The organism is Bradyrhizobium sp. STM 3561 (genome assembly GCF_045571455.1).
Taxonomy (GTDB): domain Bacteria; phylum Pseudomonadota; class Alphaproteobacteria; order Rhizobiales; family Xanthobacteraceae; genus Bradyrhizobium; species Bradyrhizobium vignae.
In genome coordinates this window covers 342,099-368,825 of the sequence record NZ_CP120695.1, presented here as the reverse complement: position 1 = coordinate 368,825, position 26,727 = coordinate 342,099, and the positions used below count along the sequence as shown (strand labels likewise).

Sequence of the window (26,727 nt, the reverse complement as noted above, 5' to 3'; positions counted from 1 at the left end):
TCAAGGCTCACGCGCGCCTCCGTCACCAGATTGCAAACAGGGATTGGAACAATCAAGCCATGCCGATGTGGAATCCAGCACAGCCAAATAGCACTAGGCGTACGGAGATGCGGCCAGGCGTGTTTTAGGCTGGCCTTCCGCCGAGTGCGGGTCGACCTCGACGGCTTGCCGCTCGAACAGACTGCGATAGATGCCGCCGGGTTGCACGATCAGTGCCGAATGCGCGCCCTGCTCGACGATCTTGCCGCGATCGAACACCAGGATGCGGTCGAGGCAGCGCACCGTCGAAAGGCGGTGCGCGATTACGATCGAGGTGCGGTCCTTCATCAGCCGCTCCATCGCCTCTTGGACCAGCGCTTCCGATTCCGAATCCAGGCTCGACGTAGCCTCGTCCAGGATCAACACTGGTGCATCGGCAAGGAACGCGCGCGCCAACGCTATACGTTGCCGCTCACCACCCGACAGATTTACGCCCCGCTCACCCACAAGTGTGCGGTAGCCCTTCGGCGATCGTATGATGAAGTCATGTGCATTGGCGAGCCTCGCCGCCTGCATGATCGCCGCCAGGCCGGCGCCGGGTCGGCCATAGGCGATGTTTTCTGCCAGTGAGCGGTGAAACAGGATCGGCTCCTGCTCCACGATCGAGATCTGGCTGCGTAGTGACTGCTGCATGGCTTTCGCAACGTCCTGGCCGTCGATCAGGATACGGCCGCCGGAGAGGTCGTAGAGCCGCTGAAGCAGCTTGACGAACGTGGTCTTGCCGGAGCCGGAGCGGCCGACCAGACCAATCCGCTCGCCGGCGCGAATGTTGATCGACAGTCCGTCGTAGAGCGGCACGCGAGCGCCGCGATACAGGAAGGTGACGTCCTCGAACGTGATCCTCCCACAGTGAATGTCGATTGGTTTGGCGTCGGGGGCATCGACGATGCCGATCGGCTCGCAATACGATGGTAACCAGTTCCTCCATGTCGTTCACCGAGCGCTGCAGATTGTTGATGTGCATCCCAACATCACGCAAATAGGCGTGAATAATGTAATAGCTTGTCAACACATAGGTGATCTCGCCTGGAGAGGTCCGCCCGCCCAGCCACAGCAGGATGGCGCCGCCGATCACCGAAGCACGGAAGCACAAGAGCATCACGAGCTGCACCGCGCCCGCGTTGTTGGACCGCAGCCAGGTGCGCTGCACCCGCGCCCGCCAGCGTCTGACGATACTATCAAGCCGCGCATCCTCACGTGCTTCAGCACCAAAGGACTTCACCACATTATTGCAGGTGAGTGCGTCCGCTAGCGTGCCGCTGACTTTGCTGTCCCAGGCGTTGGAGACGCGCGCCGCCGGTGCGATGTAGCCGATCGTGAATGCCGTCGTCATGGCGACGTAGAAGACTGCGCCGAGGCCGACCACGGCGCCGAGCTCGGGCCAATACAGGCCGAGCAGGATCGTCGAGCCGACGAGCACCGCGAGTGACGGCAACAATGCCATCAGGATCGTATGATTAAACAGATCGATCGCCCACATGCCGCGGGTGATCTTACGCACGGTCGAGCCGGCGAACGAGTTACCGTGCCAGTCCGTTGAGAAGCGCTGCACTCGCATGAAGCCCCCCCGGGCCACATCTGACATGGTCTGCAGCGTGAGCGGCACGATTGCCCGCAAGCCCGTAAGTCGCAATATAATCGAGAGCAGACCAAGTGTGAGGGTACCGGCGAACGCAATCAGTGCCGCATGCCGCGCCCCTTGGTCGAAAGGGACTGAGGCCAATGCATCCACTAGATGGCCGGAATAGACCGGCATGAACAGGTCGGCGACCGTTGACCCTAAGAAGCCGGCGAGGACAATAGTTGCGCGGACTGGCTGCTTCAGCCACTGCTCCAACGCAAACGGGAGAACCAAGCCGATTGTGGCCGGTCGTTTGTCGTCTTGACTTGTCATGGCGCTAGGAGTTGGTGGCACGCGCGGTGTGCAAGCCGGGCGATCCAAACCCGATGCGCACAATGCTTGGCGCGCCGTTCGAGCAATGCGATAAATGCCCGCAATGTCGGGGCTGCGGCCGAACTCTTCCCATTTCCCTCACTCTTGGCGTAAGCGCTGAGCTAAAGCGCCACGTGCTTTGCGAGCTTCTCCGGCTGAGAGCATGAATCTGAAACATCGGCCAACCTTGCGCGATCCGAGCTTGTGTGAGCCAGATAGGCGGGATCGGCGCCACTCTCTTCTTCATCTTTTCTCTTCCGGCGCATGCACTTTGGTGGTCGGCGAACTTCGGGTTGCGGGGTCGCGCATAGAGATCCATGGCAAGCCTTCTGCGCCGTGTAGTTTGCCAGTGTTTGGACCAATACCAACATAACTTGCTGGGATAGGTGCGGGGCCCCCAGCGACCTCAGCGTTACCTCGATCAACTCGATCGCGCGATCCTTGTTGCCGCTCTCATAATAGTACCGGGGGCGACCGCCGGATAGGACAGGAACTTAGGGGCCTCCTCGCGTGGCGGACGATCCACTGCCAGAATGTGCTCGGATTACTCATGGCCCATTGCGAAGCGCTCGACCTGCGGCAAATGAGAGTTGTCATTCGCCGGATCGAAAAGTTGGCGCATCGCCATGGCCATCCACAGCCCGGACTTTTTGTTGATCGCATCACGAACAAATTGGCGCATCACGGGCAGGCCGGCCTGCACGTCGTTCATTTTGTGGAGCAACAGATCCGCATGCAGCGCGCGGAAGTTCACTTCATCCGGCAGAACAGCGACGGCTTCTTCGACCACCGAAAGCGCCTCGGCCCAATCCCGTGCCTCCATCGCCGGCGTCAGTTTAGCGAAGATCGACATTGTGCGTTTGCCCTTAGCGATCCGCTCGGCATCGGCGGCTTTCGCTTCATCGCTGGTCCGCCAGCGGCCGTTCAGAATCTTCGGCAAAACGTCATCGAGTTGCATCGGGGAATCGATAAAGGCGACGTGGCCATCACGGTCGACCACGAACGAGGTGGGAATTTCGACAGAAAAGCTGGAATCCATCCAAAGCTTGTCCATTTTGCCTGTGTAGTTGAACCCAATCCGATAGTTGAGATTCGGCAACCTTTCGGTCAACCATGCGTCCAACTTGCGTCGGGCCTCTTGCGCTGTTTGAGCGCGTTCACGAGCTGCTATTCCGATAACCTCAACTCCGCTATCTCTGTATTTCTCTTGCAGCTGCACCAGGCGGGACAACGCCGCCGCACATGGCGCGCACCAAGTTGCCCAAAATTCGACAATGTACACTTTCCCCTGCTGGAAATTCGTGACGGGCTGACCGCCCAGCCAGTTCTCCACCTTGATCGAGGGAGCAGGAGATTCTAAGCCGGGCGCCATGTTACTCTCCAAAGTGATTGTCGGAGGCTGCGCGATGTTTTGCGTGAGCTGACTTCCGTCGGGACCGAGAGGGGTGACGCCTTTGTGTAGATGCGCTTCCGACCGAGATGCGCGGCGAATGTCGGTGTCCCCGGGCTAAGCGCGATCACACAAAAAGCCACAAGCAATAAGCGCTTCCTCTCACAAACGGGCCACATCGTTTCAAGGAAGGTGAGCATGGCTGGTCTCGCGTTTGGTGCGCTGAGCGCATTCAGTCCTGCTGCATCTTAGTAGCAACGTCTGTGCCAGCATCGTCGCGAGCAGTGCCTGACTGCGCATGAATAGCTCAACGGCACGATCGCCACGTATCTGCCTGCCTGCGACAAACCGGTTGAGCCGCAACGCTTGGCTACTCTGAATGACGTCTCAAAGGTGAAGAGAGTGCTCCAGCTGCGTAATCCAGTCAACCTCACTCGAGGTGACGTTATCCGATCATCGCCGAGCCTCGCTCGGTGGTCCGGGCGCGGTCACTCGCACGGCTCTGCATCGACCAATCCAACCAAAGCGCGGCCGCTCAACCAATGGCACCGGCAGGCGAGCGATCGCCTTGCCGAAAACAGACCCTTCCCTGTGGCTTGGGGCACGTGCAGATCGGTCAGAATACAAGGCGCATGTCTGAAATCCGCCTCCGACTGTCTACGGAAGCCAGCTGCGTTAAAAAAGCGAGATTGCCCCTTCTGTAGTGCTGGCCCAAATCCTGCACCGGCTCTAGGCGCCAGAAAGTTTGGTGCCGGCAACAAGATGGGAGTCGAGTTGAGCCTCGATCGGTCAATCAACAATCCGGATGTCGCACGGGAGGTCGTTTATCTGTACCACGCTCGGAGAACGGAAGATTTTCCTGCTAGCCACGGCCTCGTCCGCATCAGTCTTGGCACCGGAAAACTGCTTTCAGAGGAGGGGCGGCCTATCTTCACTTGCACGCCCCCCTTCTGCGGCGGGCGATGTCGGTTGGATTCGGAGACAGACAACGATGTCCACGTAAATCTAGGCACTTGTCGGACAGTGCTGCGCGGAACCGCCAGAGCGCGGAACGAGCTTGCTGGCGCACCGCTACACCTATTGAACCACAATGCGGCATTTCGCCATAAACACCGGATCATACGTTCAGGCGCGTCATCTGATAGCTGGATGAGGCGGCTTCATCTCAATTTGCCTGTCCTGACCTTCCAGCTGCAAGACCTCTCCCGAGTTCAAGGCGGCCTGGGTAGCAATCCTCGACATGGCGCGATCGGCAACCTAGCCGCGCCCAACCCTTTCCTAACACCGCCACCGCCTGCCGCGTCAACGTTGGCGGCTGCCTGCTCACCCTGAAGCGAGGCGCCAATAGATGATCGATGAACTGGATCTGCGAACCTTCACGTTACACCCTCAACGCGCCGCTGTGCTTGGCGAAGTGCACACGCGCCCCTTCACTCGCCTTGTTTCGCCCTTCAGCGTGATCCACTTCGCTTTTGTTGCACAGGGCGAGGCAGCCACAAGCGACCGCTGTCGTTTTATCGACTTTTGCCTCGAGCGCAATCTTACGCCGCCTGAGCAATCGGCGAAACTTCACCAAATTGTAATCGGGCCCGTTACGCTACGCTGGGAGCAGCATTCGGAGTTTACAACATTCACCTGGATCTGGACTGACGAAGATTGTTCTGCCGCGGACCGATTTGACAAAGTTGATGACACTGTGCGATCGCTGATCCGCGCGTTACGTCAGACCGGACAGTTGCTGGTCGCGATCAGGCTAGAAGTGGAGCGGGAAGGATCGCCCACCAAGCGGGCCGAACAGATTTTTGACAAGAACAGCCTGGCCATGGTTGCCACAAAGAGCGGCGCAGCCGTTGCCGCTTCAGACTTCCGCGTAGACGAAAAAGGCTTCACGAAAATCCTCGTCTGCGATCTCGGGTTGACGTCGCACGATCTCGGAGCGCTAGTGCAACGGCTCCTGGAGATCGAGACCTACCGCCCATTGGCGCTTCTTGGCCTGTCGGCGGCCCTGGAGCTTGCACCATCTGTTGATCGCATCGACCGCCGTCTTGTTGAGGCGCTCGAGAAAATGCAAAGTGGTGAGGGGCTCCAGTTCAACAACCATCTGCTTGCCGAGCTGACGGCATTGGCCGCATCCTTCGAAAGAGGCGCGACCGGCAGCCTGTTTCGGTTCGGCGCCAGCAGGGCCTATAACGAGCTGGTCCAATCTCGACTATCCATCATTGAAGGCAACGATGTCTCGCGCTATCCAACCTGGTCATCGTTTTTGGCACGCCGCATGGCGCCCGCGATGCGAACCTGCGCAACTGTGGAGGATCGTCAGGCGACCCTGTCGGTCAAGCTCGCGCGTGCCGCCGATCTGTTGCGAACCCGGGTCGACGTCGAAATCGAACGACAGCATCGTGACCTGTTGCAGGCTATCAACGAGCGCGCGAGACAGCAGCTTCGGCTTCAGTGCACGGTCGAAGGATTGTCAGTCGGGGCGATCGGATATTATGTGGTCAGCCTGTTTAGCTATCTTGCCAAAGGCGCGCATGATGTCGGACTGCAAGTAGAGCCCTCGTTCCTGACCGCAGCCTTCGTGCCGATCGCAGTCGGCGTGATCTGGCTGATGAGTTACAATGTCCGAAAGCGACACCTCAAGCACGACGATGCGCGCTCGGTTACTTGCGAGTAAAAGCTCCTTGAGGAAATCGGTGGGTTCGTCCTGCCAAGCTCGCGTCGTCGGGGGCGACGCTGCCGCAAGATTGCTGCCGCCGACTGCGCAAGGTAATGCCCCGCCAGGACCGGCCGGGCAAGGTGCACTGTGGATCGGGTCAGTCGCCGTTGCGTCTCCGACGGGACCAAATCGAGCTGAAGCCCTCACCTTTGCTGGTGTGCTGGCGCTTTGGTGCGCAACTATTTCTCGTAATTGTAAACGCTGAGCATTGGATTTGCCGTCACAAAGGTCGGGCTGTGGAGAGATCTCGGGAGCTCAGATTGTCGGATTTGAGACGACCGCCGGCAAGTTGACGCGGCCAACTGTTAGAAAACCTGCAAAGCACATCCAATTCAGTGTGGCACATGCATTGCTCTAGTCGGTGCATCGTCACCAATCGCAGTGCGTGATGTTTGGAGCGGATTTGGCAAGCTTTCCGCGACTCAATTCTCGCCGCGACGCTTCACCATTTGCGACAATTTAAGAAGCCGGTGTGGACCGGGAAAGTGCAAGGCCTCTGATGAAATCGAGAGTTCTTCTGTTGGGTGTCACGACGATTGCGGCCATGGAAAGCGGAGCGGCCAACGCACGCGTTGAGCCAGGACCGACGCTGCCGCTTACCGTATGGAATTGGTCGGGTGGCTATATCGGCGGACACGTCGGCGGTGGGTACGGGCAAACCTCCTTCAGCAATCCCTACGGTCCCTCGATCTATGGCGGCATCGTGGAAGCCCGGCATTTCTCGCGGGTGGCCAGATCGGCTACAATTGGCAGAGCAGCAGCTGGGTGTTCGGCATTGAACTGAATGCCAGCGGCCTTATTTCCGAAGGCACAAATACCTGCCTCGCTCATTCGGGCTTGATTGTCAGCGCAAACTGCGTCGCAGGTCCCGACCTCTTCGCCAGCGGGACTGGCCGCATTGGCTACGCTTTTGGCGCATTCGGTCATACGCTGGCGTATCTCAAGGGACGCGTCTCCTGGCAAAACAACAGGGGCGATGTCGTCAACAACTTTGAAGGCGGCCAGCCACAAGAGAAAACCCATTTCGACTATGGTCGGGTCGGGAGCATCATCGGGCTGGGCGTCGAGCAAGCGATTACGCCTGCATGGTCGGTGAACGTCGAGTATGACTATCTGCACTTTGGCGGACCGGGCGTCGCGACGCCTTCGACAGTGCAATTTCCGCCGCGTGCGGTTCTGCCAGCGAACACAACCAGCCTGTCCAGCGACTATCACGTCGGAAGGATTGGCCTTAACTACCATTTCGACGCCGACCGAAGGGCTGCAGAGTGGTCTAGTGCGTCACTGCCAGGCAGCGCACGGCCCATCCCCTACGTGCCGGGCTGGTCATTCGAAGGCGGCTCGCGGCTCTGGCTCAGCCGGGGAGATTCCAGTGGGATCACAGCGCAGCGGACCAAGACGAAGATCCCAGCTTTCTGATATCAAGGCTCACGTATCATGGACTGGACGGATTTTCCGGGGAGTTATTCGGCCGCATCGACGGCCCGTGGGGAGTTTTCCTGAAGAGCGATCTTGGTACCGGGCCTCTCAACAAAGGGAAGATGAGCAATGAAGATTGGATCCCCCACAAAGAGCGGCCCTACCAGAACGCCCTTGAAAGTCAGTCAAACGGAAGATTCACATATTACGCGGCCGACGTCGGCTAAGATTTCCTGCGCGCTACGAACTACAAAGTAGGTGGATTTATAGGCCGGACCTATTACAGCCAGAGCTCGGACAGGACCGGTTGTGTTGAGGTCGCTCATCCCTGGCGTCGATGTCTTGCCCCGGGTGACAACAGGATCGTTGGCACTGAGGATACGCAGTGGAATGCTCCTCGAATCGGCCTGAGCGCCGAAACCATGCTGGCCGAGCGCTGGCTCTTGAGCACTGATGTCGCTTACCTGCCCTGGACTGATTTCATCGGGCGAGACAATCACCTCCTGCGTGCCGAGACGACCTTCACGGAACAACGCGGCAATGGTGGCGGCGGCGTCCAGCTTGAAGGTGCGCTGTCCTACTTCGTCACCAGCAACTTTAGCATTGGCTTTGGTGCCCGCTATTGGGCTATGTGGACTAAAAGGGACGCTTGGTCCATGCACTGCGAACGGTTGCATCGAGCACTCGCCCGCATTTGCGAAGTACAGCATGGAGCGCTGGGGTACATTCTTTCAGGCTTCATACAAATTCGATTCAAAGACTTGATTTCGGCAGGCCCGAAACTATCAAACGCGACATCCAGGCGTGCTCGTAAGCATCGACCTCGGCACCATAACAACGGCGCCGAGGTCGTGGGTAACGATGGTGAAGCACCTCGAAATCGAGCAGAGCTGCTGCTTGGTACAATGTGCAAGCCCAGAAGGCTCTCGACTTCCTTGAGGACCAAAATTGTCGGGCCGACACGCTGGCACCCATCATCCGGCCTTCCTTGAGGATTTTCCAACCTCCTTCGATCGTTTCTATGGCAATACAAGTAAAGTGTCGGAGCTTCATTTTCGCTCTTGAACAAAAGTTTCAATCCGCGTCCCCAAGTTGACGAAACGCCGCAACGTTTCAGGTTGGCCTGGAAACGACAGCAGTGCGCGACACTCAAGAGGGTTGGCGCGTCTGTTTTTGTCCAAAAGCTGGGTAATTCTCGGATCTGATCATCCAAGAGCTTCTTGCCGTATCGGGATCTTCCTCGGACAAGGAATGCAGATTGAGTGCGTGCATTCTGGCGGCCGGTAATCCCGAGCTCGATTCATTTGTTCGAGGAGCTAGCGCGCAGCCTCGAATTCCCGCCGCGCTCGCTTGGCTGCCGCTTTTGTTCGAAGCTCGCCCTGCTCTGGCCAACGATTATCGGGATGATTGGCGAAACTGACACGCTCCTTGAAGTCCTCGATCAAGCTGCCCAGGTCTTCCAGCCCGTTCTCAGGGAGTGTGCACGACCAAGTTTGTTGTCGTCCAGGACGCGATGACTTCGCTCGCTTCTGAGAAAGTTCTTTGGATCTATTCAGCACTCCCGATCAGGGCTATTGAAATGGCTCGAGCCAGAACTCGGCGGTTCTCTGGGTGGTTCACCATTGTCTCGTGGTTGCCTGGAACTTGGTACAGCATGAATAGACCTAGCATTCACAACCCGGTCCCAACCCTTCATTGGCAACTCCCGGTCGGGTTGTCCGTCATGTGATAACCCACGACTTGTGAGAGGCTCACTTTCATAAAAAACTGGTGGATTTCAATCGGCAGCGACGGAATGCGATAAGACTGTAGCGACCGGTGAAATGTCGTGGCCCTTTGATACATCGAAAGTTCGTTGTGGATCTCGTAATCTGAAGGGAGCGCACCTAGTTGTTGCGCCTTTTCAAGCACCTCAAAGACGGAAGATTGGTCGGCGTCGCGTTCCAGTACCTGCCGATGTGCATCCCGCAAGACCCCGCAACGATCCAAGACAAATTCTCGCGCCAAATTATCGAGCAGCGCGTTTGAAGAAACCGCAGGTAGACTAACATCGATGAAGGCCATGAATGACACAGCTTCATCAAGACGCAGTAGCTGCTCGGCAATTGCATAAGCGAGGATTGCACCTGATGAGTATCCAGCAAGGCGGTATGGGCCATGTGGTTGGATCTCTTTCATCGCGACAATCATCTCCGCGGCCATCGTCTCAAGAGGCAGCGGCCAAACGTCGTTTATAGGCGGCCATGGCAGAGTGTAAACAAAGTTCGCCGACCGCGCCGAACGGCACCGGCGCGCCATCGCCATCCAGCAAGTACACCCGCGTGTTGGCGATGGGACGTCCGACGTGAGGCATCGTGAGGCCAAGTGTGTGCGGGTCCGGGTTCGAAGGGACCGCGGGGCCCAGGACGGCGTCGCGGTCTCCAGGTCGACCACCGTCACTCCCGCTAGAGCCTCCGCACCTAATGCGGTTCGACCGGCAACATCACAAAGCAGCAGTTTCGGTTTTGCATCGTCGACAATCTGCCGCAGCCGTTCTGAGGGATAAGCCGGATCCAGCGGCAGATAGGCGCCTCCCGCCTTGAGGATAGCCAAGACACCAACCACCATCGGTAGGCTGCGTTCTAGGCAGATCGCCACTGGCTGGTCCGGCCTAACGCCGAGCTCGATCAGATGATGCGCCAGCTGGTTGGCCCGCGCATTGAGTTCGTCATAGCTCAGTCTCTCCTTCCCGTGGACCACCGTCACCGCTTCGGGGCCTTATACACCTGGGCCTCGAACAGCTCATGTATACATCGCTCGTGCGAAACAAGCGTTGCCGTGCCATTCAAATCCTCCAACGGATCTCGGCGTTCGTCGCCTGGGAGATGTCGATTCGGCCGACAGCCTGCCCGGCATCGTTCATCGCGCCGCGCAACAAAGTTTGCAAATGCTGCGTCATGCCGTCGATCACCTGCGGGGCTAATCGCGCGGCATCAAAATGCCAGCGGAAGCTCCCATCCGGAGCACGAACTTCAAACGTCAGCAAGTTGCCGCATACGGCTTGGCCAGCTTTGTGGCTCGTCGTCAGATCGTCAGCGACGGAACCGCTCTCTGACGTGACTGCAATGCCGATCGGCCAAGGCTGGCGCAACCGCAACGCCTCAACATCTCGCAATGTCGGGCAACGAGCGATTAGATCCCGGGCAAAGCTCGCATGCGCCCTCAGCTGAGCGACTTCGGCCGCTACGGCTTTGCGCACTTCTTCAAAACCATGATTAAGATCAATGCAAACATTCATCGGCACGACGGAGGCGATCAAAGCCTCAAGGAGCTTAGAGCCAGCCTGTAATCCATCCCATGCAGGTTTCCATCCCACTTGAGGTTCTTTTTCTCCCGTGAGGCGCGCGAGATAGATCAACCAAGCCGTTAGCAAATACTTCGAGCGATCTTGCGGACATAGTTTGGCCAAAGCGCTTAGGTTGGACCACGAACTCGACTGCCATTCGGGAGGCGGCGCAGCCGCGGACGATGACAGTAAAGGAAAATGCAATCGCTTGAACTGTCCAAGCCGCTTCCGCCAAAAATTCTCCAGAGGCGCCAGCAACTCATGTGCGGCGGTTATGCTCTGCACCTGCTCATCGCTCAAGATAAGAAAGCGACCACTTTGATCCACGTTGAAACGCTTGGCAAGAGCTTGCGCATCCAGCACGTATTTGAAAGCACCTCGACGCGCTCGCTCTAACACGTCCAATGGCAATGTGAATGGATTGGCGATTGAGAAGATCCAATCTACCGGCTCAGCCTTCATAAATGACGAGAGCTCTTCAATACTTTCCATACACGGAATGTTGGCATCAGCTGCCCACTGAGCAAAGGTGGAATCGGCACACAGCGCTGCACCAATGACGTGGTCCATTACCAATGCCAGCTGAGCGTCGCGGATTGCGGGCCTTCCGCTGCCGATAAACACGCTTGAGAAGGTTATTCGGCTTGCAGAAGGCCTATCCCGGTCGCTTGGTTCGTAGGCGTTCGCGGGCTCCAGAGGCGACTCGTGCTCCATCGTCATCCTTTCAGCAGTTCAGCTATCAGGCTGGCCTGTGCCATCGGCGCCCCCCTCCCCCCGCAATTTCGGTCACAGATCAACCTGGGCTGTGGCGAAACCTGGCTACCCAAGGCCAGAATCTCTCAATCTCCTCTCATCGAACGATTTCTCCTGCGTGTCGCAATTCAGAGGATTACGCATCTATCGTGCCAAAGTTGAAATCGACTGCAATCAATGCGATAGCAGGGTCGGTGCTATGTCACGTGTCCAACAGCGCCGCTCGATATCGTACAAATGGGGCGCTATAAGTCGGCATGCGCCTCCGGACTCTCGCTCGGTGTTCCGGACAAAAATGGACGTGGATTGGCAACGTGAGCCGTCAGCTCAGCTGAACCGCATTCGGCGAGCGCGTCTCCTAAGACCGCTCCGAAGGATTTAGTGTCAATCGGCTTGCAAGTGAGCCAGGAGAGAAGCAAGCCGTTGCTCGACAACATGCACGCCCGGCTGCTGCGCGATCGAGAACCTCTCTCGCGCTCCTCCGAGATCCTGAAGCCCACGAATTACATGCTCAGGTGCTGGGCCGGCTTTGCCCGCTTTCTTGACGATGGCAGGATCTGCCCCAGCAATAACGCCGGCGAAAGAACGTTGCACGGCATAGCCTTGGGAAGGCGCAACTGGACCTTGGGCGGCAGCCTGGGCGGTGCCGACCGCGCCGCCATGGGAATTGCTCCTCATATTACCTCAGAAGACAATCTTACCGAAGCGCCCCCAGCTGTTGCCCGAATTGGACGCCGCGGGTCCGAGCAAGCCGCTCGCGAAGCGCGCCCTCCAGAGCGCCGTAGCGAGCGAGCGGCTTGCGGTGATTCGGCGAAGCAACACGTCGGATTTAGACACCGAGGGAAGCTTGGACCGATAGTATGGTTTCGGTGCTGCTGATGAGCTGTCGGGCGGCCTTTGATCGCCAATTCTTCACCAACCGCTGCACCGTACGCCGCTGATGGCCACTGAACTTATCGGGCGCATGCGCCGCCAGCCGGCAGAGAAGATCGACCGCGGACAAGTGCGGAGCCGCGGCAAGCCATTCCTCGATCATGGGAATGTATGGGTCGAGCTTCGATGGCCGACGTGGCACAGGTTTGCGCCGCACATACTGGCGCCGATGAATACCCCGCTGCTCACCGTGTTTCCAACCATCGCCGAGCTCTCGGGCAAAGGTGGTCAAGTCGCTTTGCACCGGCGCGACCGTCATCGCTGGCTTTCCAGCCCGCTGATCAACACGCTTGCCCAGCTCATTTTGAGCGCCCCTCATCTGCGTTAGGAATGCCAGCGGATCAAGCGTGCGGTAAATCTCACGCAGCCGTGCCATGCGAATGGAAGCTCCGCAGGTCCGGCTCCGCCCCCCTCCCCGCGGCACTGCCGTGCCCCCCGTCCACTGACAGAGCTCGGACGGCAACGGCGCACAGCTCGTCTAGGATCCGTCACTTCTCGAGCCGCCCGCTCGCCTGATAACGCTCGGCCAGCGCTGATGTGATCTCGCGCCTTGCGCGCATGCTGATCTTCCCTGCCATAGCAGCCACCGAACTGATTCGGCAGCTCCGCCCAGGCACAAGGAAGTTGTCCGTTAACATTTTTAGCGAGGCGATGCGGACCTTTGCTATTAGCGGCAGTTCATATCAGATCGTCGTTTACTCGCGTCGCTCAATATGTGGAGCCTGCCGGGTCGTAGAGGTTGTGGCGCTCGGTTCCGTTGAGGGGCGGGTTAAAGATGCTAACGAGGACCGTGTCCTTGCCGCGTCCCCTGCGCAGAAAATGCTTGTCATGCTTGTCGAGCACATACATGTCGCCCTTGCGAATGGGATAGACATACCCGTCCATGTCCTCGACCTCGCCCTCTCCGGCCATTGAAGCGACCGACCACTTCGTTGATTGGGGCAATGGTACGAGCCACCGATGCAGCAGATGATCATCGATTATTTGCCGCCTCGCGACCTCATGATGAGGCCGCCGGCGAGAAATCGCGTGGTCCCGAATGCGCGCGTCGTTCGCGCCTCCGATTTGACCACTCCGTTCCGAAGGCTAAACGCGAGCGGAAACGTCGCGACCGAAAGAGACCCGAGCGCGGCCTGATCTTCGGTGAGGCGCCGTTCAACGAACTGACTTTCGACATCCGACAGGCTCGCCTTCAGCAGGCGACGATAGCGGTCGATGATGTTACGGTGAGCACGAATGCGGGCCAACTCTTTATCGAGCATCCTGAACGCTCCTGAGGTGTTCGCAATCTCTGCGAAGAGATATTCAGGCGAGCATGTCGTCGATCAACGCGCCGCCTGTCATCGCATTCGGTAGGCGGATAAGGACCATGCCAGTTCGTGATATCCTCCCTCCCCTAGCCCTAGCAATTCCATGGCGACGATCCGCACCGTTTTTGGCCCACCTTACACTGTCTTTCTTCCCGACTAGTTCCGCAAACAGAGCTGAACGCTGGTAAGGCGGAGGGAATGGGCGACTCACGCTCCCCTCGCCAGCCGCTTGTCGCTAACAAAGCTCGCCCGTCAGTACTCTCTCCGAATGAGCTGAACATCATTTGCCGATGTGCTATACGCTCTCGTTGAGAATAGCTTTGTTTGAAGGTTTCGATGTCTCTTTCGATTGAATTGATTGTCGACGGCTATGTGAAACTAAACAACCGTAGCGCGCTGGAGAATCTTCTGGCGCATCGGCGGAAGCTAGTGCAGCAGTTGAACTGCGTTACCGGCACTGATCCGAAGCAAACGATCGCTCAGGTCACTCAAGAAATCGCAGTCATCGAAAGGGCACTTGCGGCGCTCGCACGGGAGTAAACAGGAACGACGCACCGGCTCGGGTCAGTTGACGGCGTTCCGGCGCCGAACATTGACTTCGGCCGCTTTTTTCGGTTGAGGCTTATTGGCGCGATGCGTTCACCGGCATCGTAGCGCAAGGGCGTGCGCAAAGGCCAAGATGCGCAGCCTTTTGTGCGAGCTACTCTCTTGCTTCAGTGATCGGCCGCTCGCGGCGAGCAACGCGCCAACCGATATACATATGCAGATGCGCGAAGCCGGCTGCATGGCCTGTCGTGATGGATCGCGGTAAACAACTAGGGGGACAAGGATTGACTGACGGCGCCTCCTCGCAAAACAGATTCTTCGTTCGGAGGGCGGGAACGGTCGGGCGGTCTATGATCGAGAACGTAAGGCACCAGCGCTGATTGTGACAAGCTTGGCACTAATCTAACGATTGAAGAAGCCGAATCGACAAAGTTTGCACCGCTCCGCAGGAACAAGATTTCATTTTGAGCAGAGCATTCCAGATGCCGGATTGTGTGATCGGTCGACCCCGCGCGTGCGATGGGGTGCCACTAGGAACCGGAGCGCATTGATACGACACTTCGCCGGCCGCCATCGCGCATACGTCCCATTTGACGCGTAGTCGACGAACACTGCGTACTGCTTCTTAACCAGCATACCGACCACCGCCGCACGCTGATGAATGTCGCCAACGAAACGAACAATGAACTTCAAGGCGCGGAGCCTTTCGCATCCGCTGTGCGCAAAAGAATGCGCCATGACAATGCTCCATCGGATAATGCCGAAGGTGACGTGTGAGCGCTATCGATCTGTGAGGACGATAACTTTCCGCGAGCTAGCCGGATCGCTATGCCGCAGGGGACATCGCAATTCGCGAACCTGGATAACAGGCCAGGATCCTTCACCACTGTGCCTTTGAAATTCACCTCGATGACAAAGGCATGTAGTAGATCTACCGCCACATCGTTGGTGCTTTGGAAAGAGCTTCCTGACCAACCTGTTTAAGCAGATCGGGGCGCGTCTCACCTTTGGTGGCGGCCTCCAGGATTTTGGAGGCGACGTAGACGCGGACGCCAACGTCATACGGTGAAACGCTCTCGCAAATCTCATCCAGGATCGTGCGCAGAAGCGCGGTCGTGGCACCGTCCAGCATTGGAGATCTCCCTCACCCCATCAAAGAAGATAATGGGCATTTGTAGGACCGCAACTTAAATACAACAGATCGTACTAGCCTTCGCGCTGCCGGGCGGCTGATTTTCAGCGCGGTGCCCAGCACGTCGCCCCCTCTCTGCTTAACAGCCAAGCCTGCTAGAGCTCAGAGGCCAACTTGACGCTCTTGGGTCCCCGGAGATGAAGTCGCGCCGGCTTATTGCACGCCGGACTGGCTTCCGGCTGTAGCAGGCCAATGCTCGGACGGTGCTGCTCGTTACGAGTCTCATCTAGTTCAATTGCCGCCAGAGGATTTGCCGCTTATCGAGCCTGCTGCGTTCAAACGAATGCTTCGGCATACCCGCCCGGAGGGAGTTGGTAGAGATCGCTTGCCACTGCCCTGCTCCGGAAGACCGCACCTATCGGCTCCAGGCCCGAGCCCTTCCCATCCTGCGCTGGCTCGCGAATAATTTTTGCGGTGAAGGGTTCGTTTGCATCAAAAATCAGCGCCAACGCCGCGTCTGGCGAAGAAATCGGGCCGAGATCCGTTGCCCGCTCTCAGTCACCCGCAACTCACCCCGCTAGCGGCTCTTGAGGGAGGTTCGGCTTTGTGCAGCTTGACTAGGTCGACTGCGCGATCCTCGCGATTTCATGATCATGGGCGTCTGTTTGCGCATTCCAGGAATGGTGATCAGGTGTTCCAGACGATGGCGATCACGGATTCCAGATGATCGTGATCACAGGAGACGAACACGACTGACGGGTTTAAGTGTGCTGGAAATAGTCTCCTCGTCAAGGATGGTTGGGCTGGCTTGGAGATCGTCCCGGCGGTCCATGGGAGGGCCCCGTGCGCGGCGCGGAGTGCCCCCACGAGCGACGTAGCGACGCGCGCGGGAGGGGCCTGTGGGCCGGCGGGGCGATCGTGCGCGAGGCGCTCACGGTTTTTTCTTTTCGCCGGCCTGACGGCGCAGGCTGTCGCCCTTGAGCTCAAGGCGATGCGCATTGTGAATGATGCGGTCCAATATCGCATCGCCAAGAGTGGGGTCGCCGAACACGTCAGAGTACCCCTATTCTTGAGCGGGTCGTGTCTCACGTCACGATCACGGACCCGCATCATTTTCTGTTTGGGCACCGGCTTGAGGTGCTGAAGGAGCGGTCGGGGCGCGGTCCCGCCTACGTCGTTGTCGCGCTGCCGGACGGCCGGCCGCGGGCGGTTCGGATCGCGTCGACGGATCTTGCCGAGACGCCGATCACTTCCCGCCCGGATGCGGCCGATCTGCCGCGCATCAGTGCACGTACGCTGATCCCATTGATGCAACATTTGAGCGCGAGTCTGAGCCTTCTCGACGAGAAGGTGATTCGCGATGACCCACCGACCGCTTCCAGGTCGCGTTGCGTATCGACCCCTGCCGACGTTGGCAAATCCACCCGGCCATCCGACGGCCGACATTCCGCGCCTGTGGCCGAATCTGTCGACCGCGACGCAAACCCAGATCGCTCAAATCCTCGCCACGCTGCTGCGGCGAATGCAAGCGGTTCCCGGCACGCCCGGAAGGGGACTGGGTCGTGCTGATCAGCTTGAACGTCGCTGACGAGCGGCTCACGACTGCGCACCGAGCCAAGTTGGCCTATGTCTACGTGCGGCAGTCATCCGTGAACCAGGTGCGCCAGCACCAGGAGAGCACGGAGCTGCAGTACCGCCTCGTCGATCGTGCCATCGGTCTGGGTTGGCCCCCGGAGCGCGTCCAGGTCATTGACGAGGATCTGGGCAAATCCGGTGCTGGCGGCGTGGATCGTCATGGTTTCCAGAAGCTCATTGCCGAGATCGGCCTTGGCAACGCCGGTCTTGTGGTAAGCCTCGACGCTTCTCGCTTGGCCCGCAATAACCGGGACTGGCATCAGCTTCTCGAACTGTGCTCGGTGTTCGGCGTGCTCATTGCGGATGGCGAGCGGCTTTACGATCCGCGCGCCTACCACGACCGCCTGCTGTTGGGCTTGTCCGGCATCATGAGCGAGGCGGAGTTGCATCAGCTTCGGATGCGCCTTCACCAAGGGGAACGCCAGAAGGCGGCGCGGGGCGAGCTGCGGCTGCCGCTGCCAGCCGGGCTCGCCTATGATCGAGCGGGCACAATTGTTCTCAATCCCGATGAGGAGGTGCGGGCCCGTCTTCATCTCGTGTTCGCCAAATTCCGGGAACTGCAGAGCGCTCGCCGTGTGATGCGTTACTTGGACAGGAACGGATTGTCCTTGCCGGTTCGACCGCTGCTTGGACCATCTCCACACGAGATCGTCTGGCGTGCGCCAGATAGTGCACGCGTCCTTAGCGTCCTTCAAAATCCGGCCTATGCTGGGGCGTATGTTTATGGCCGCCGGCAAAAGGATCCGAGCCGATGCCGGCCGGGATCGCTGACGGGAACGGTCAAGGTGGCGATCGGGGATTGGGCGGTTTGCCTCCACGCCGCTCACCCAGGCTATATCAGCTGGGAGGAGTTCATGGCCAACCAGGGGCGACTGGCAGATAACGTCTTCCGCTATGAGGCAGGACATTCTGGCGTACCGCGCAAGGGGGTAGCCCTGTTACAAGGAATTGCGATCTGCGGCCGTTGCGGACGGCGCATGAGCATGCGCTACACGGGCCCGAATGCCGACTATCCGGTCTATTGCTGCCGCTCGGATCGGGACCAGCAAGGCAGTGCACTGTGTCAGGAAGTCCGGGCCTTGGCGGTTGACGCGCTGGTCGAGCGGGTGGTCCTCGATGCCCTGGTGCCGGATCAGATTGAGATCGCACTCGCGGCGGCGGGCCAACTGGAGCAGGAGAGCCGTCAGCTCGAGCGCCAGTGGGCGCTTCGCGTGGAGCGCGCCCGCTACGAGGCCGAGCGCGCTCGGCGTCAGTATGACGCCGTAGAACCCGAGAACCGTCTTGTGGCGCGCTCACTTGAGCGGGCTTGGGAAGAGAAGCTGCGTGTCGTCGAGGCGGTCGAGCAGCAGCATGCGCGTTGGTGCGCACAAGAGCCGCTTCTGATTGGCCCGGCGGAACGCGCTGGGCTACAAGCGCTCGGCGAGAACCTGCCGCGGATTTGGAATACGGCCACCACGTCGGCAGCCGATCGCAAGCGCATTCTGCGATTTGTCATCCGCGAAGTCGTTCTTGATCAGAAGCGGACCCGAGGTCAAGTGTGGCTCAAGATCGTCTGGCAGACCGGCGCAACCAGCGAGCATCACGTACAACGGCGCGTTCACACCTACCGCGATTACATCGACATTGATCGGTTGCGGCGACGGATCCTCGAGTTGAATGCTGAACACAAAATGGATGGCGAGATCGCGGCGATACTCAATCAGGAAGGCTTCGTCGCGGCCCGAGGCTGCGCCTTCAAAGGCGAGAACGTCTGGGTGTTACGCACCCGCTGGGGCATTCCCACCGTCAAAATCAACGGCATGGACAAGAACCCGATGCGCTGGCCCGACGGGAGCTTCTCGATTCAGGGCGCGGCGGCCGAGCTTGGAGTAACCCCACAGACGGTGTTCGATTATCTCGCGCGCGGATTGCTGGCAGGTCATCAGTTAGCCAAAGGTCAGCCATGGCAGATCGAGCTTTCCGACGAACAGATCAGTCAGCTTCGCAATCGGGTACGACGCACCAAGCGTTCGAAGAAGGAGGCATCATGAAGCCATCGGCTCGGCAATGACGTCGTGCCATTGCGACACGGGGACCTGACTTGTGATCAACAACGACCCCTTGTCGTAGCGATCATCGACAATCTCGAGCAGATCGCGCCGCTGGTCGGCGGTGAGCGGTTCGGGTCCCCAGTCGTCGAGAATGAGGAGATTGACGCGCTCCAGAGCGGCGATCAGGCGCGCCAGACGGCCTTCGCCGCGCGCCTGGGCGAGATCGGCGAACAGGCGAGATGCCCTCTTGTAGAGGACGGAGAAGCCGTCGCGGCAAGCCTTGTTGCCGAGCGCGCAGGCAAGCCAGGACTTGCCGGTGCCGGTTGGGCCGACGATGACCAGGTGGTTGGCATCACGGATCCATTGGCAGGTGGCGAGGGTCTGGAAGAGCGAACGGTCAAGGCCGCGGGCGGTGCGATAATCGACATTCTCGATGGCGGCCGCCTGGCGGAGCTTGGCACTGGTCAAGCGGCGCGTGAGGCGGCGGTTGTCACGGGCGGTGACCTCGCGATCGACGAGGAGGCCGAGCCAATCGGGATGCGGCATCCCGGCCGCCTCGGGATTGTTCTGCAGTTCGACGAGGGTATCGGCCATGGCGGCGAGGCCGAGGGCGCGCAAGCGATCGACGGTAGGGTGAATGAGCATGCTGATCTCTCCTGATCAATTGTAGTAACTGCGGCCACGGATGTTGGCGTGGAAGAGGATGGGCGCCTCCTCGGCGGGCGGAGCGGTTCTGTCAGTGCCGTTCTTGAGGATGGCGGCGACCGATTTGTACGAACGGGCGTTGATCAGGAGGGCACGGGCGCAGGCGGCGTCGACGCGTTCCTGGCCGTAGCGCTTGACCAGCCCGAGAATGCCGATGGCGGAGCGGAAGCCCTGTTCCGGGTGCGGCCGCGACCGCAGGATGACGTCGATCAGAGTGTCGACGTCGGGGCCGACCTTGGCGGCTTCGGAACGAATACGCTCATGGGTCCAGTCACGATAGCGGCGATGCGAGCTCGGCATATGCTCGGAAATCGTCGTTGGGCGATGCGGCAGCGTGCTGCGCAGGTGCGAGGCGATGCGCTTGCCGCGCAGGAAAATCTCGACCGTTCGCGCGGTGATCCGAGCCTCGACCTCCTGATGCACGAGGTTGTGAGGAACGCTGTAGTAATGTTTGGCGATCTCGACATGATAGTCGAGATTGACCCGGCAGCGCTTCCACTCGGCATACTCGTACGGTTCATCCGGCAAGGGGGTGAGCGCCGGACGATCGAGCTCCTCGAACAGGTCGCGCCGACTTCGTCCCCAGCTGCGCAGCGGTCGATTGTTGAGATCGGCGAGAAGCACACGGATCGCCTCGTTGAGGGCGGCAAGCGAGAAGAAGCGGTGGTTGCGCAGGCGCGCCAGAATCCATCGTCCGACGATTTGGACGCCGACTTCGACCTTGGCCTTGTCGCGCGGCCGATACGGCCGCGCCGGGACGATGGCGGTGCGGTAATGGCGGGCGAGATCGGCATAGGTCCGGTTGACCATCGGCTCATGAAAGCAGGCCCGGTGATGCCGGCCTTCAGGTTGTCGCTCACCGTCTGCCGGGCCACGCCGCCGAAATAGGCAAACGCCCGAACGTGCGAGGCGATCCAGTCCGGCAGGCTCTGGCTGAGGCTGGCCTCGGCGTAGGTGTAGTTCGAGGCGCCGAGCACGGCGACGAAGATCTGCGCGCTCCGCACCTCACCGCTGAGCCCGTCAACCACCTCCATGGTGTGGCCGGAATAATCAACGAACAGCTTCTCGCCGGCGACATGAACCTGGCGCAGGGTCGGCTTGAGGCGGCCGGCCCATTCCTTGTAGCGTTCACAGAACCACGAGTAGCTGAAGCTGTCGGAGTTTGCGTCGCAATACTCCTCCCACAACAGCATCAGCGTGACGTTTGAGCGCCGCAGCTCGCGATGCACCAGCGCCCAATCCGGCTGCGGACGCTCGTCGCTGGGCCGATCGGATGGTGGCGGATATAGGCGGTTCTCGAGCCGGACATCGTCATCCAGCTCCGGCGGCAACGGCCAGGTCAGGCCGGCGCGGCGGGTTCGGTTCAGGTACTTGCTGACCGTGCCTTGGGCCAGGCCGAGGCTGCGGGCAACGGCGCGTTGCGACATGCCGACGCTGTAGTGCAGGCGTAGAACTTCACGAATGTGGCGCATGGACAGTCTCTCGGTCGGCATCTCGATCCTCTGCGGTTAGGCAAAAGACCAAGGTAGCCAGGTTGCAGACTGTCAGCGGTGGACGCCTCCTGGTTGCCCCCCGATCGATCACGATCGGCTGGAAATGGTGATCACGATGCTCTGGAACGCGTGATCACGATCGGCTGGAACGCGCAGTCTGTTATCGATCCATCATCGCACGTATTGGCAGCAGCGACCTTCCTTTGGCAAAGCCGCTTGCAGGCGGATGATCTCGCTGCTACTTGGGTTTTGGACATTTAAGCTAGTGTAGCGGAGGGACCCTGCGCGGACACGCGAACGTCGCGTGAAACTTCATCAGGGGCGCTGCCGTAGTGCAGGATTTGCGCGCGACAGCGCGGCGCATTGCATTAATCGATATTGCCATTTTGTTATAGTCTCCGCCCAGAGTAATCACATTCAGCCGAGCGCGGCATGTTTAGTGGCCACGTTATCTGCGCGATTCTTGGATCGTCGGCCATTGTGGTAACTGGGCATGAGTTGTGAGCGGGCTGGCGTCACCAAAGCCTGCGAGATGGGCGCGAGCTCTCTGCAGCGAGTGAGCTAGCAAACCAGGCCGCGCGGGCTGCCTGCTGAAACTGCTGCGATCTGACGCCGAGACGACTGGCTCAGGTAAAAGAAGCGACCGGCTCGTTGATTATCTGCCGTGCTTTTGTTGAATCACGCGTTTTTTTTAAAACGGAAAGGGAGCTATATGAATCATCTCGGCAGTAGCCGTCGTCGCACAACATCTGTGATGACCGACGAACAGCAAGAGCTGGAGCGCTGCAAGCAGGAGATTGCGCGTCTCAGACAGCTGGTCGTACGACTTTCTGAAATTGTTTTGCGCCACGTCGTAACTAGCGCGCAAAGCAGCCGGAATGTGCCTGAGAATCTGAGCGAGCCGCCGAGGTCATAATACGAAATGCGAACTCGCACTTGGGGTGCTTTCGGCAGCGCGGTGCGGCCTCGCCTCGCCCCGCCAGTGGCAGAGTCAATTCCAACCTACATCATGAGCTCGATCGCGGGGCAGTTGTTGAGGACACAAAAGAGCTGCTCCGATCGCGTTCGAGAGTTCTTCCAGGATTATCAGGATTTGCAGGGCTGACCCATCGGGCTCGAGTGCTTCTAGGCGCATGACTTGCGCATCTGGCTACGATGGCGCCCAGGACAGGACTACATTGTCGATCAACCGAGTCGAGCCTACGTAGGCTGCGACAGAGAGCACCGCCGGATAGCGCAGAGGGCTCACGGCACGCTTGAGTGTCCCAGTGTCGACAAGCTCAAGGTACTCCAGTCCATCGACCTTTTCCAAATGCGTCCTTGCGAGCGCACTCAGGATTGCCGCGTCGCGCTCCCCTGAGGCAAACTCTTGCGCTGCGGTAGCGAGGGACTTCGTCTTTAGGGCCAATCTCCGCGCCTGTCCCTTAGGGGAACTCGTGGGGCTGCTGCTTTGGCGTCGGGGCACCGAGCAAAGCGAATGGATGGCAGGCCAGGAATGTCCAAAGGAGACAGGTTGCTGTGAGGGCAGCGAGAGTCGCGGTCGAATAGATGTCGTCGCGAAGCCGCTTAGATCGAGCCAGCCTGTTGACCCCGTAGGTTCTAAAGTCGATTATTTGTGCCGATGTTTCTGTCACTTGACCTCCACACCCTCTAGAGGGCCACTCGCATTTTCTGACCAGGGCCGTACCGGCCACAACTCAGTCAGTCCCTTCCTAGGCCGCCCGCCGCCATCGAAGCCATTTCTGATCAGCCTCCCGTCGCGCCTTAAAGCGGTTGACGCATTTCTTGGAGCAAAGGGCCGTTCTGCAGCAGTAATGCCTGATCAGCCCAAACTTTCCGCCGCACTCGCGCAGCACGCTCAACGATAAAGAGAGCTACGGAAGCCAATGTGCATTCTCGCCTCCTGTGAGACATTTACTTGGGAAGCCCCGCTGCCCTCTGACCACAGCACCGCGTGCACCATCGCTCGGTCCGTCCACCTGGTTCTTGCAGCCATCAAGTGACTAAGTGCGATTGCCTCGCGAAGCAGTACTTTCCGCAGAAAGCCTCCCCGAGAATTTGCTCAAGATAAGGGATTGCTTTAATCGTGATTAGCGCAATTCGCTCGACATTTCGGCCAAATGCTGCGCATTTCTCGACTAGCCGGCAGGATTACTGCGGCGGTTGGATCAGGAGCGCTTAAAGCAAGTGCTTAAAGCACGAGCCTGCGAAATCTTGGGTGCTTGCAGCCTCGTGGGACACTCAAACGGCAGCAATACGGACACTTTCGCCTTGCAAACTCCTGTCACTGCAGAAGGAGTCTCATGCAGTCACATCAGCAAGTCAGCAGCGTCACGGATGGCAGCATAGATTTCATCAAGGTCGGCGGCCGTAACGCAGTAAGGCGGCATCACGTAGATCGTGTTACCGAGTGGGCGTAACAGCAGATTACGCGCTTGGAAGAAAGCCAAAAGCCTCGGTCCGATGTCCGCCAGATACCCGGCATCGCTCGTGTTGAGTTCAAGCGCTGTGACTGTCCCTGTGCGTCGGACGTTTGCGAAACGTGAATCGGCGCGGAATGGCGCGAGTGCCTGTTCTTGCATCCTGGCCAAGGATGACAGCCGCCGGCGATATTCCTGATCCTGCCATAGGTCCAGATTTGCCTTGGCGGCGGCACAGGCCACTGGATTGGCCGTGTATGAGCTCGAATGAAAAAAAGTACGCGTGCGATCTTCCGAATAATGCGCATCGAAAATATCGGCACGACAGAGTGTGACGGCGAGCGGCAGCGCCCCGCCCGTGAGGCCTTTCGAATAGCAGGCGATATCGGGCGCGACATCGGCCTGCTCACACGCAAACAATGTACCCGTCCGGCCCCAGCCGGTCATGACCTCGTCCGCAATGAACAGGACGTCAAAGGCTTCGCAGACCCGCTTCATATCTCTTAGGACCGAGGGAGAATACATCAGCATTCCGCCTGCACCCAATATTAGCGGCTCCACGATAAAGGCTGCGGGACGTTCGTTTAGACAAGCGGTTTCAAGCGCATCAAGCGTTCTTTGCTCACGATCTCTTGTCGGAAATGGAATCGAGGTCACCTCGAACATCAGCGGCCCGTAGGCCGCGTTGAACACGCCTCGGCTACCTACCGACATCGCCCCGATCGTGTCGCCATGGTACGAGTGCTGCATCACCACGATTTGGGTTCGCTGTCTTCCGGTATTGTACCAGTAGCCAAGCGCCATTTTCAGCGCGACTTCGACGCTGGTTGACCCGCTATCGGAGAAGAACACATGTTCGAGCGCCGGGGACGTCACCTTCAATAGTTCCGTCGCAACTTGCTCAGCCGGTTCGTGAGTGTATCCAGCGAAGATGATCTGGTTGAGCTTGCCTGCCTGTTCTCGGATCGCGTTCACGATGCGTGGATGGCAATGGCCGTGGGTCACGACCCACCAGGAGGAGATTGCATCGATAAGGCGTCGGCCATCTTTGGTGTAGAGATAAGCCCCCTCTCCCCGCAGCACCTTCGTCATGTCCTGCTGTAGAGCATGCTGCGTGAACGGGTGCCAGATCGGCGACCTCTTGGCCATCTTCATAGGTTCAGGAAATCACTGCCAACAAAGGAGACTTTGAAAGCGGCCTGCAGCCCATCGTTCGTGAGGGGATCAAGCCACGGGAGCCGTCCCAACCAACGCACTCTCCCGATCTCGCAAACCGCGCTTTCAGTTTCTGCGTTTCTTTCGCCAATGAACGCAATTCCAAGGATTCGAATCTGACGCTTCCGCAGAGCCTCTATGGAGAGCAGAGAGTGGTTGATTGTGCCTAGTCCCGTCCTTGCGCAAAGCACGACGGGAAGCTGCCAGCGTTCGAAGATGTCGATGTAAAGAGTGCGCGCTGCCAACGGCACCATGAGCCCGCCGGCGCCCTCGATCACGAGTGGCCGCTCGCCCATGTCCGGCAGTCCAAGTGTCTCTGTGTCTATGCGAACGCCGTCAATCTCCGCGGCGTAATGGGGCGAGGCGGGCGTCCGAAGTCGATAGAGCTCCGGGACAATGCGATCGGACGAGAGGCCGCCGAGGCGGCAGACGCACTCGGAATCGGTCTCTTGTTCGAGTCCAGCCTGGACCGGTTTCCAGTAATTCGCGCCGAGCAGGCCAGCGAGTCCTGCGGAAAATACCGTTTTGCCGACCCCGGTGTCCGTACCGGTCACGACGATCCGATTATTGATCAAAACGACCCCCTCGTCACCTCAACAAGCGCATCGAGCATTGCGCACACGTCCGCTTCCCCAACATTGAGCGTCAACGAAATTCGCAAACGGGCGGTGCCTGCTGGGACGGTTGGCGGCCGAATTCCGCGGATGTCGAAGCCGCGCGCCTGCAGAGCAGAGGCAATTCGCATTGCATGAGCATTGTCACCGACGATATACGGCACGATCTGAGAGGTCGACGGCGTGTGCAAACCAAGGGAGGTGATCTGCCGATGCGCGAACGCAACGAGCTTGGCCAGCCGTTGCTGCCGCTCCGGCTCCTTCTGTAAGATGAGGAGTGCCTCTCGAACGGCAACGGCCATCAATGGTGATGGGGCAGTAGTAAAAATAAATGGACGGCAGCGGTTGACCATGAAATCGCGCAGGATGCCGGAGGCCGTAACAAGTGCACCCGCCGCACCGAGCGCTTTGCCGCAGGTATGAACGACGATGAGATTGTCGCGCCTGTCATAAGGAGCCGTGAGCCCTCGTCCCTGATGCCCGTAAGCACCTGTGGCATGAGCCGCATCGACGATCAGAAACGCGTCATGGCGATCGGCGATTGCCACCAGCTCTTCGAGTGGAGCGAAGTCGCCATCCATGCTGTAGAGACTTTCGGCCACAATCCAGATGCGGCCCGCTCCACCATTGGTTCGCCACTCGCGAATTGCGTCTTCGACTGACTGGGGATCATTGTGCGCGTGAACTCGGTACTCTGCGCGGCCGGCTCGCGCCCCTTCGTGAATACTGGCGTGCACGAGGGAATCGAGAACAAGCAGATCGCCGCGCTGCGGCAGCGTTGTCAGGAGGGCAAAATTTGCGATGTAGCCGCCTCCAAAGAAAAGCGCCGCCTCCGCGCCAAAGAACTGAGCCGCTTCCGTTTCGAGCCGTTCATGCTCCTCGCAATTGCCGCGCAGAAGCCGCGACCCGCCGGCGCCAACCGGAGTGCCCGCCTCGAGCGCGGCGACCATCGCCTCTTTGATGCGCGGGGCGCTCCCGAGCGCCAGATAGTCGTTGGATGCGAAATCGATCCCCACGCGCGGCCTGAGTCGCGCCGCCGTTTATCTTCGTTCAAGGCCTTCAGCGCTGCGACGTAGGGACTAAGTCTAGCTGTTTGGATTGACCGCATTCATCTCTCCC

General features: G+C 59.2%; 14 protein-coding genes and 9 pseudogenes. 6 read left to right on the top strand and 17 right to left on the bottom strand.

Features of this window, described 5'->3' with window-relative positions:
* Positions 1–93 precede the first annotated feature (93 nt).
* Positions 94–1,933, bottom strand: a pseudogene (locus P6U28_RS01515) (ABC transporter ATP-binding protein).
* 583 nt (positions 1,934–2,516) lie between these two features.
* Positions 2,517–3,344, bottom strand: coding sequence for a TlpA disulfide reductase family protein (locus tag P6U28_RS01510; RefSeq protein WP_407121576.1), 828 nt, complete (start codon positions 3,342–3,344; stop codon positions 2,517–2,519).
* Between the two features lie 1,366 nt (positions 3,345–4,710).
* Here P6U28_RS01510 and P6U28_RS01505 point away from each other — a divergent pair.
* Both P6U28_RS01505 and P6U28_RS01500 read left to right on the top strand, forming a co-directional pair.
* Positions 4,711–6,036 carry a DUF3422 family protein gene (locus tag P6U28_RS01505; protein WP_407121575.1) on the top strand — a complete coding sequence of 442 codons (1,326 nt, stop codon included), beginning with the start codon at positions 4,711–4,713 and terminating at the stop codon, positions 6,034–6,036.
* An 807-nt stretch (positions 6,037–6,843) separates the two neighbouring features.
* Positions 6,844–7,497 (top strand): outer membrane protein, encoded by a 654-nt coding sequence (locus P6U28_RS01500; protein ID WP_407121574.1) that lies wholly within the window; start codon positions 6,844–6,846, stop codon positions 7,495–7,497.
* A 185-nt stretch (positions 7,498–7,682) separates the two neighbouring features.
* Here P6U28_RS01500 and P6U28_RS01495 read toward each other — a convergent pair whose 3' ends face one another.
* The 5 genes and pseudogenes from P6U28_RS01495 to P6U28_RS01475 all read right to left on the bottom strand — a co-directional run bounded on the left by P6U28_RS01495 (position 7,683) and on the right by P6U28_RS01475 (position 11,392).
* Positions 7,683–8,174 (bottom strand): hypothetical protein, encoded by a 492-nt coding sequence (locus P6U28_RS01495; RefSeq protein WP_407121573.1) that lies wholly within the window; start codon positions 8,172–8,174, stop codon positions 7,683–7,685.
* 1,015 nt (positions 8,175–9,189) lie between these two features.
* Positions 9,190–9,696 (bottom strand): annotated as a pseudogene (locus tag P6U28_RS01490) (thioesterase domain-containing protein); the annotation flags it as partial.
* A 7-nt stretch (positions 9,697–9,703) separates the two neighbouring features.
* Positions 9,704–9,850, bottom strand: a complete 147-nt coding sequence (locus tag P6U28_RS01485; RefSeq protein WP_407123187.1) for an AMP-binding protein — start codon at positions 9,848–9,850, stop codon at positions 9,704–9,706.
* A gap of 131 nt (positions 9,851–9,981) precedes the next feature.
* Positions 9,982–10,236, bottom strand: a pseudogene (locus P6U28_RS01480) (AMP-binding protein); the annotation flags it as partial.
* An 85-nt stretch (positions 10,237–10,321) separates the two neighbouring features.
* Positions 10,322–11,392 carry a hypothetical protein gene (locus P6U28_RS01475; RefSeq protein ID WP_407121572.1) on the bottom strand — a complete coding sequence of 357 codons (1,071 nt, stop codon included), beginning with the start codon at positions 11,390–11,392 and terminating at the stop codon, positions 10,322–10,324.
* Positions 11,393–11,968: 576 nt separating this feature from the next.
* Here P6U28_RS01475 and P6U28_RS01470 point away from each other — a divergent pair.
* A pseudogene (locus tag P6U28_RS01470) lies at positions 11,969–12,238 on the top strand (transposase); the annotation flags it as partial.
* Between the two features lie 166 nt (positions 12,239–12,404).
* On the opposite strand, the gene P6U28_RS01465 reads toward P6U28_RS01470, so the two are convergent.
* Both P6U28_RS01465 and P6U28_RS01460 read right to left on the bottom strand, forming a co-directional pair.
* Positions 12,405–12,884, bottom strand: a complete 480-nt coding sequence (locus P6U28_RS01465) for a hypothetical protein (RefSeq protein ID WP_407123217.1) — start codon at positions 12,882–12,884, stop codon at positions 12,405–12,407.
* A 332-nt stretch (positions 12,885–13,216) separates the two neighbouring features.
* Positions 13,217–13,420 (bottom strand): annotated as a pseudogene (locus tag P6U28_RS01460) (ectoine synthase); the annotation flags it as partial.
* Positions 13,421–13,452: 32 nt separating this feature from the next.
* Between P6U28_RS01460 and P6U28_RS01455 the strand changes: the two are divergent.
* Together P6U28_RS01455 and P6U28_RS01450 are read left to right on the top strand one after the other, a co-directional pair.
* The gene (locus P6U28_RS01455) at positions 13,453–13,785 is read left to right on the top strand and encodes a hypothetical protein (protein WP_407121571.1); all 333 of its coding nucleotides are present in this window, start codon (positions 13,453–13,455) and stop codon (positions 13,783–13,785) included.
* A 369-nt stretch (positions 13,786–14,154) separates the two neighbouring features.
* A complete protein-coding gene (locus tag P6U28_RS01450; protein ID WP_407121570.1) occupies positions 14,155–14,358 on the top strand; it encodes a hypothetical protein in 204 nt (67 codons plus the stop codon).
* Between the two features lie 937 nt (positions 14,359–15,295).
* Here P6U28_RS01450 and P6U28_RS01445 read toward each other — a convergent pair.
* Together P6U28_RS01445 and P6U28_RS01440 are read right to left on the bottom strand one after the other, a co-directional pair.
* Positions 15,296–15,496: a hypothetical protein gene (locus P6U28_RS01445; RefSeq protein ID WP_407121569.1), complete on the bottom strand. Its 201-nt coding sequence runs from the start codon at positions 15,494–15,496 to the stop codon at positions 15,296–15,298.
* 931 nt (positions 15,497–16,427) lie between these two features.
* Positions 16,428–16,547 (bottom strand): annotated as a pseudogene (locus P6U28_RS01440) (ATP-binding protein); the annotation flags it as partial.
* Positions 16,548–17,058: 511 nt separating this feature from the next.
* Here P6U28_RS01440 and P6U28_RS01435 point away from each other — a divergent pair.
* Positions 17,059–19,161: a recombinase family protein gene (locus P6U28_RS01435; RefSeq protein WP_209296537.1), complete on the top strand. Its 2,103-nt coding sequence runs from the start codon at positions 17,059–17,061 to the stop codon at positions 19,159–19,161.
* On the opposite strand, the gene istB is transcribed toward P6U28_RS01435, so the two are convergent.
* From istB to P6U28_RS01405, 6 genes and pseudogenes are all read right to left on the bottom strand, one after another.
* Positions 19,156–19,806 (bottom strand): IS21-like element helper ATPase IstB, encoded by a 651-nt coding sequence (gene istB / locus P6U28_RS01430; protein ID WP_407121549.1) that lies wholly within the window; start codon positions 19,804–19,806, stop codon positions 19,156–19,158. The genes P6U28_RS01435 and istB overlap by 6 nt on opposite strands.
* Positions 19,807–19,821: 15 nt before the next feature.
* Positions 19,822–21,359 (bottom strand): annotated as a pseudogene (gene istA, locus P6U28_RS01425) (IS21 family transposase).
* A gap of 1,150 nt (positions 21,360–22,509) precedes the next feature.
* Positions 22,510–22,746 (bottom strand): annotated as a pseudogene (locus tag P6U28_RS01420) (pantoate--beta-alanine ligase); the annotation flags it as partial.
* Positions 22,747–23,668: 922 nt separating this feature from the next.
* Positions 23,669–24,934 carry an adenosylmethionine--8-amino-7-oxononanoate transaminase gene (locus tag P6U28_RS01415; RefSeq protein ID WP_407121568.1) on the bottom strand — a complete coding sequence of 422 codons (1,266 nt, stop codon included), beginning with the start codon at positions 24,932–24,934 and terminating at the stop codon, positions 23,669–23,671.
* Positions 24,931–25,566, bottom strand: a complete 636-nt coding sequence (bioD, locus tag P6U28_RS01410; protein WP_407123186.1) for a dethiobiotin synthase — start codon at positions 25,564–25,566, stop codon at positions 24,931–24,933. Before bioD ends, P6U28_RS01415 begins: the two co-directional genes overlap by 4 nt.
* Positions 25,566–26,716: pseudogene (locus P6U28_RS01405) on the bottom strand (8-amino-7-oxononanoate synthase). The gene bioD and the pseudogene P6U28_RS01405 overlap by 1 nt, the downstream one beginning before the upstream one ends.
* Positions 26,717–26,727 lie beyond the last annotated feature (11 nt).

Bases quoted from the DNA above. Each gene is read 5' to 3' on its own strand.
- P6U28_RS01510 (WP_407121576.1), bottom strand. From the start codon at position 3,344: ATGGCGCCCGGCTTAGAATCTCCTGCTCCCTCGATCAAGGTGGAGAAC.
- P6U28_RS01505 (WP_407121575.1), top strand. From the start codon at position 4,711: ATGATCGATGAACTGGATCTGCGAACCTTCACGTTACACCCTCAACGC.
- P6U28_RS01495 (WP_407121573.1), bottom strand. From the start codon at position 8,174: ATGCAACCGTTCGCAGTGCATGGACCAAGCGTCCCTTTTAGTCCACAT.
- P6U28_RS01485 (WP_407123187.1), bottom strand. From the start codon at position 9,850: ATGCCTCACGTCGGACGTCCCATCGCCAACACGCGGGTGTACTTGCTG.
- P6U28_RS01475 (WP_407121572.1), bottom strand. From the start codon at position 11,392: ATGGACCACGTCATTGGTGCAGCGCTGTGTGCCGATTCCACCTTTGCT.
- P6U28_RS01465 (WP_407123217.1), bottom strand. From the start codon at position 12,884: ATGGCACGGCTGCGTGAGATTTACCGCACGCTTGATCCGCTGGCATTC.
- P6U28_RS01455 (WP_407121571.1), top strand. From the start codon at position 13,453: ATGGTACGAGCCACCGATGCAGCAGATGATCATCGATTATTTGCCGCC.
- P6U28_RS01450 (WP_407121570.1), top strand. From the start codon at position 14,155: ATGTCTCTTTCGATTGAATTGATTGTCGACGGCTATGTGAAACTAAAC.
- P6U28_RS01445 (WP_407121569.1), bottom strand. From the start codon at position 15,496: ATGCTGGACGGTGCCACGACCGCGCTTCTGCGCACGATCCTGGATGAG.
- istB (WP_407121549.1), bottom strand. From the start codon at position 19,806: ATGCTCATTCACCCTACCGTCGATCGCTTGCGCGCCCTCGGCCTCGCC.
- P6U28_RS01415 (WP_407121568.1), bottom strand. From the start codon at position 24,934: ATGAAGATGGCCAAGAGGTCGCCGATCTGGCACCCGTTCACGCAGCAT.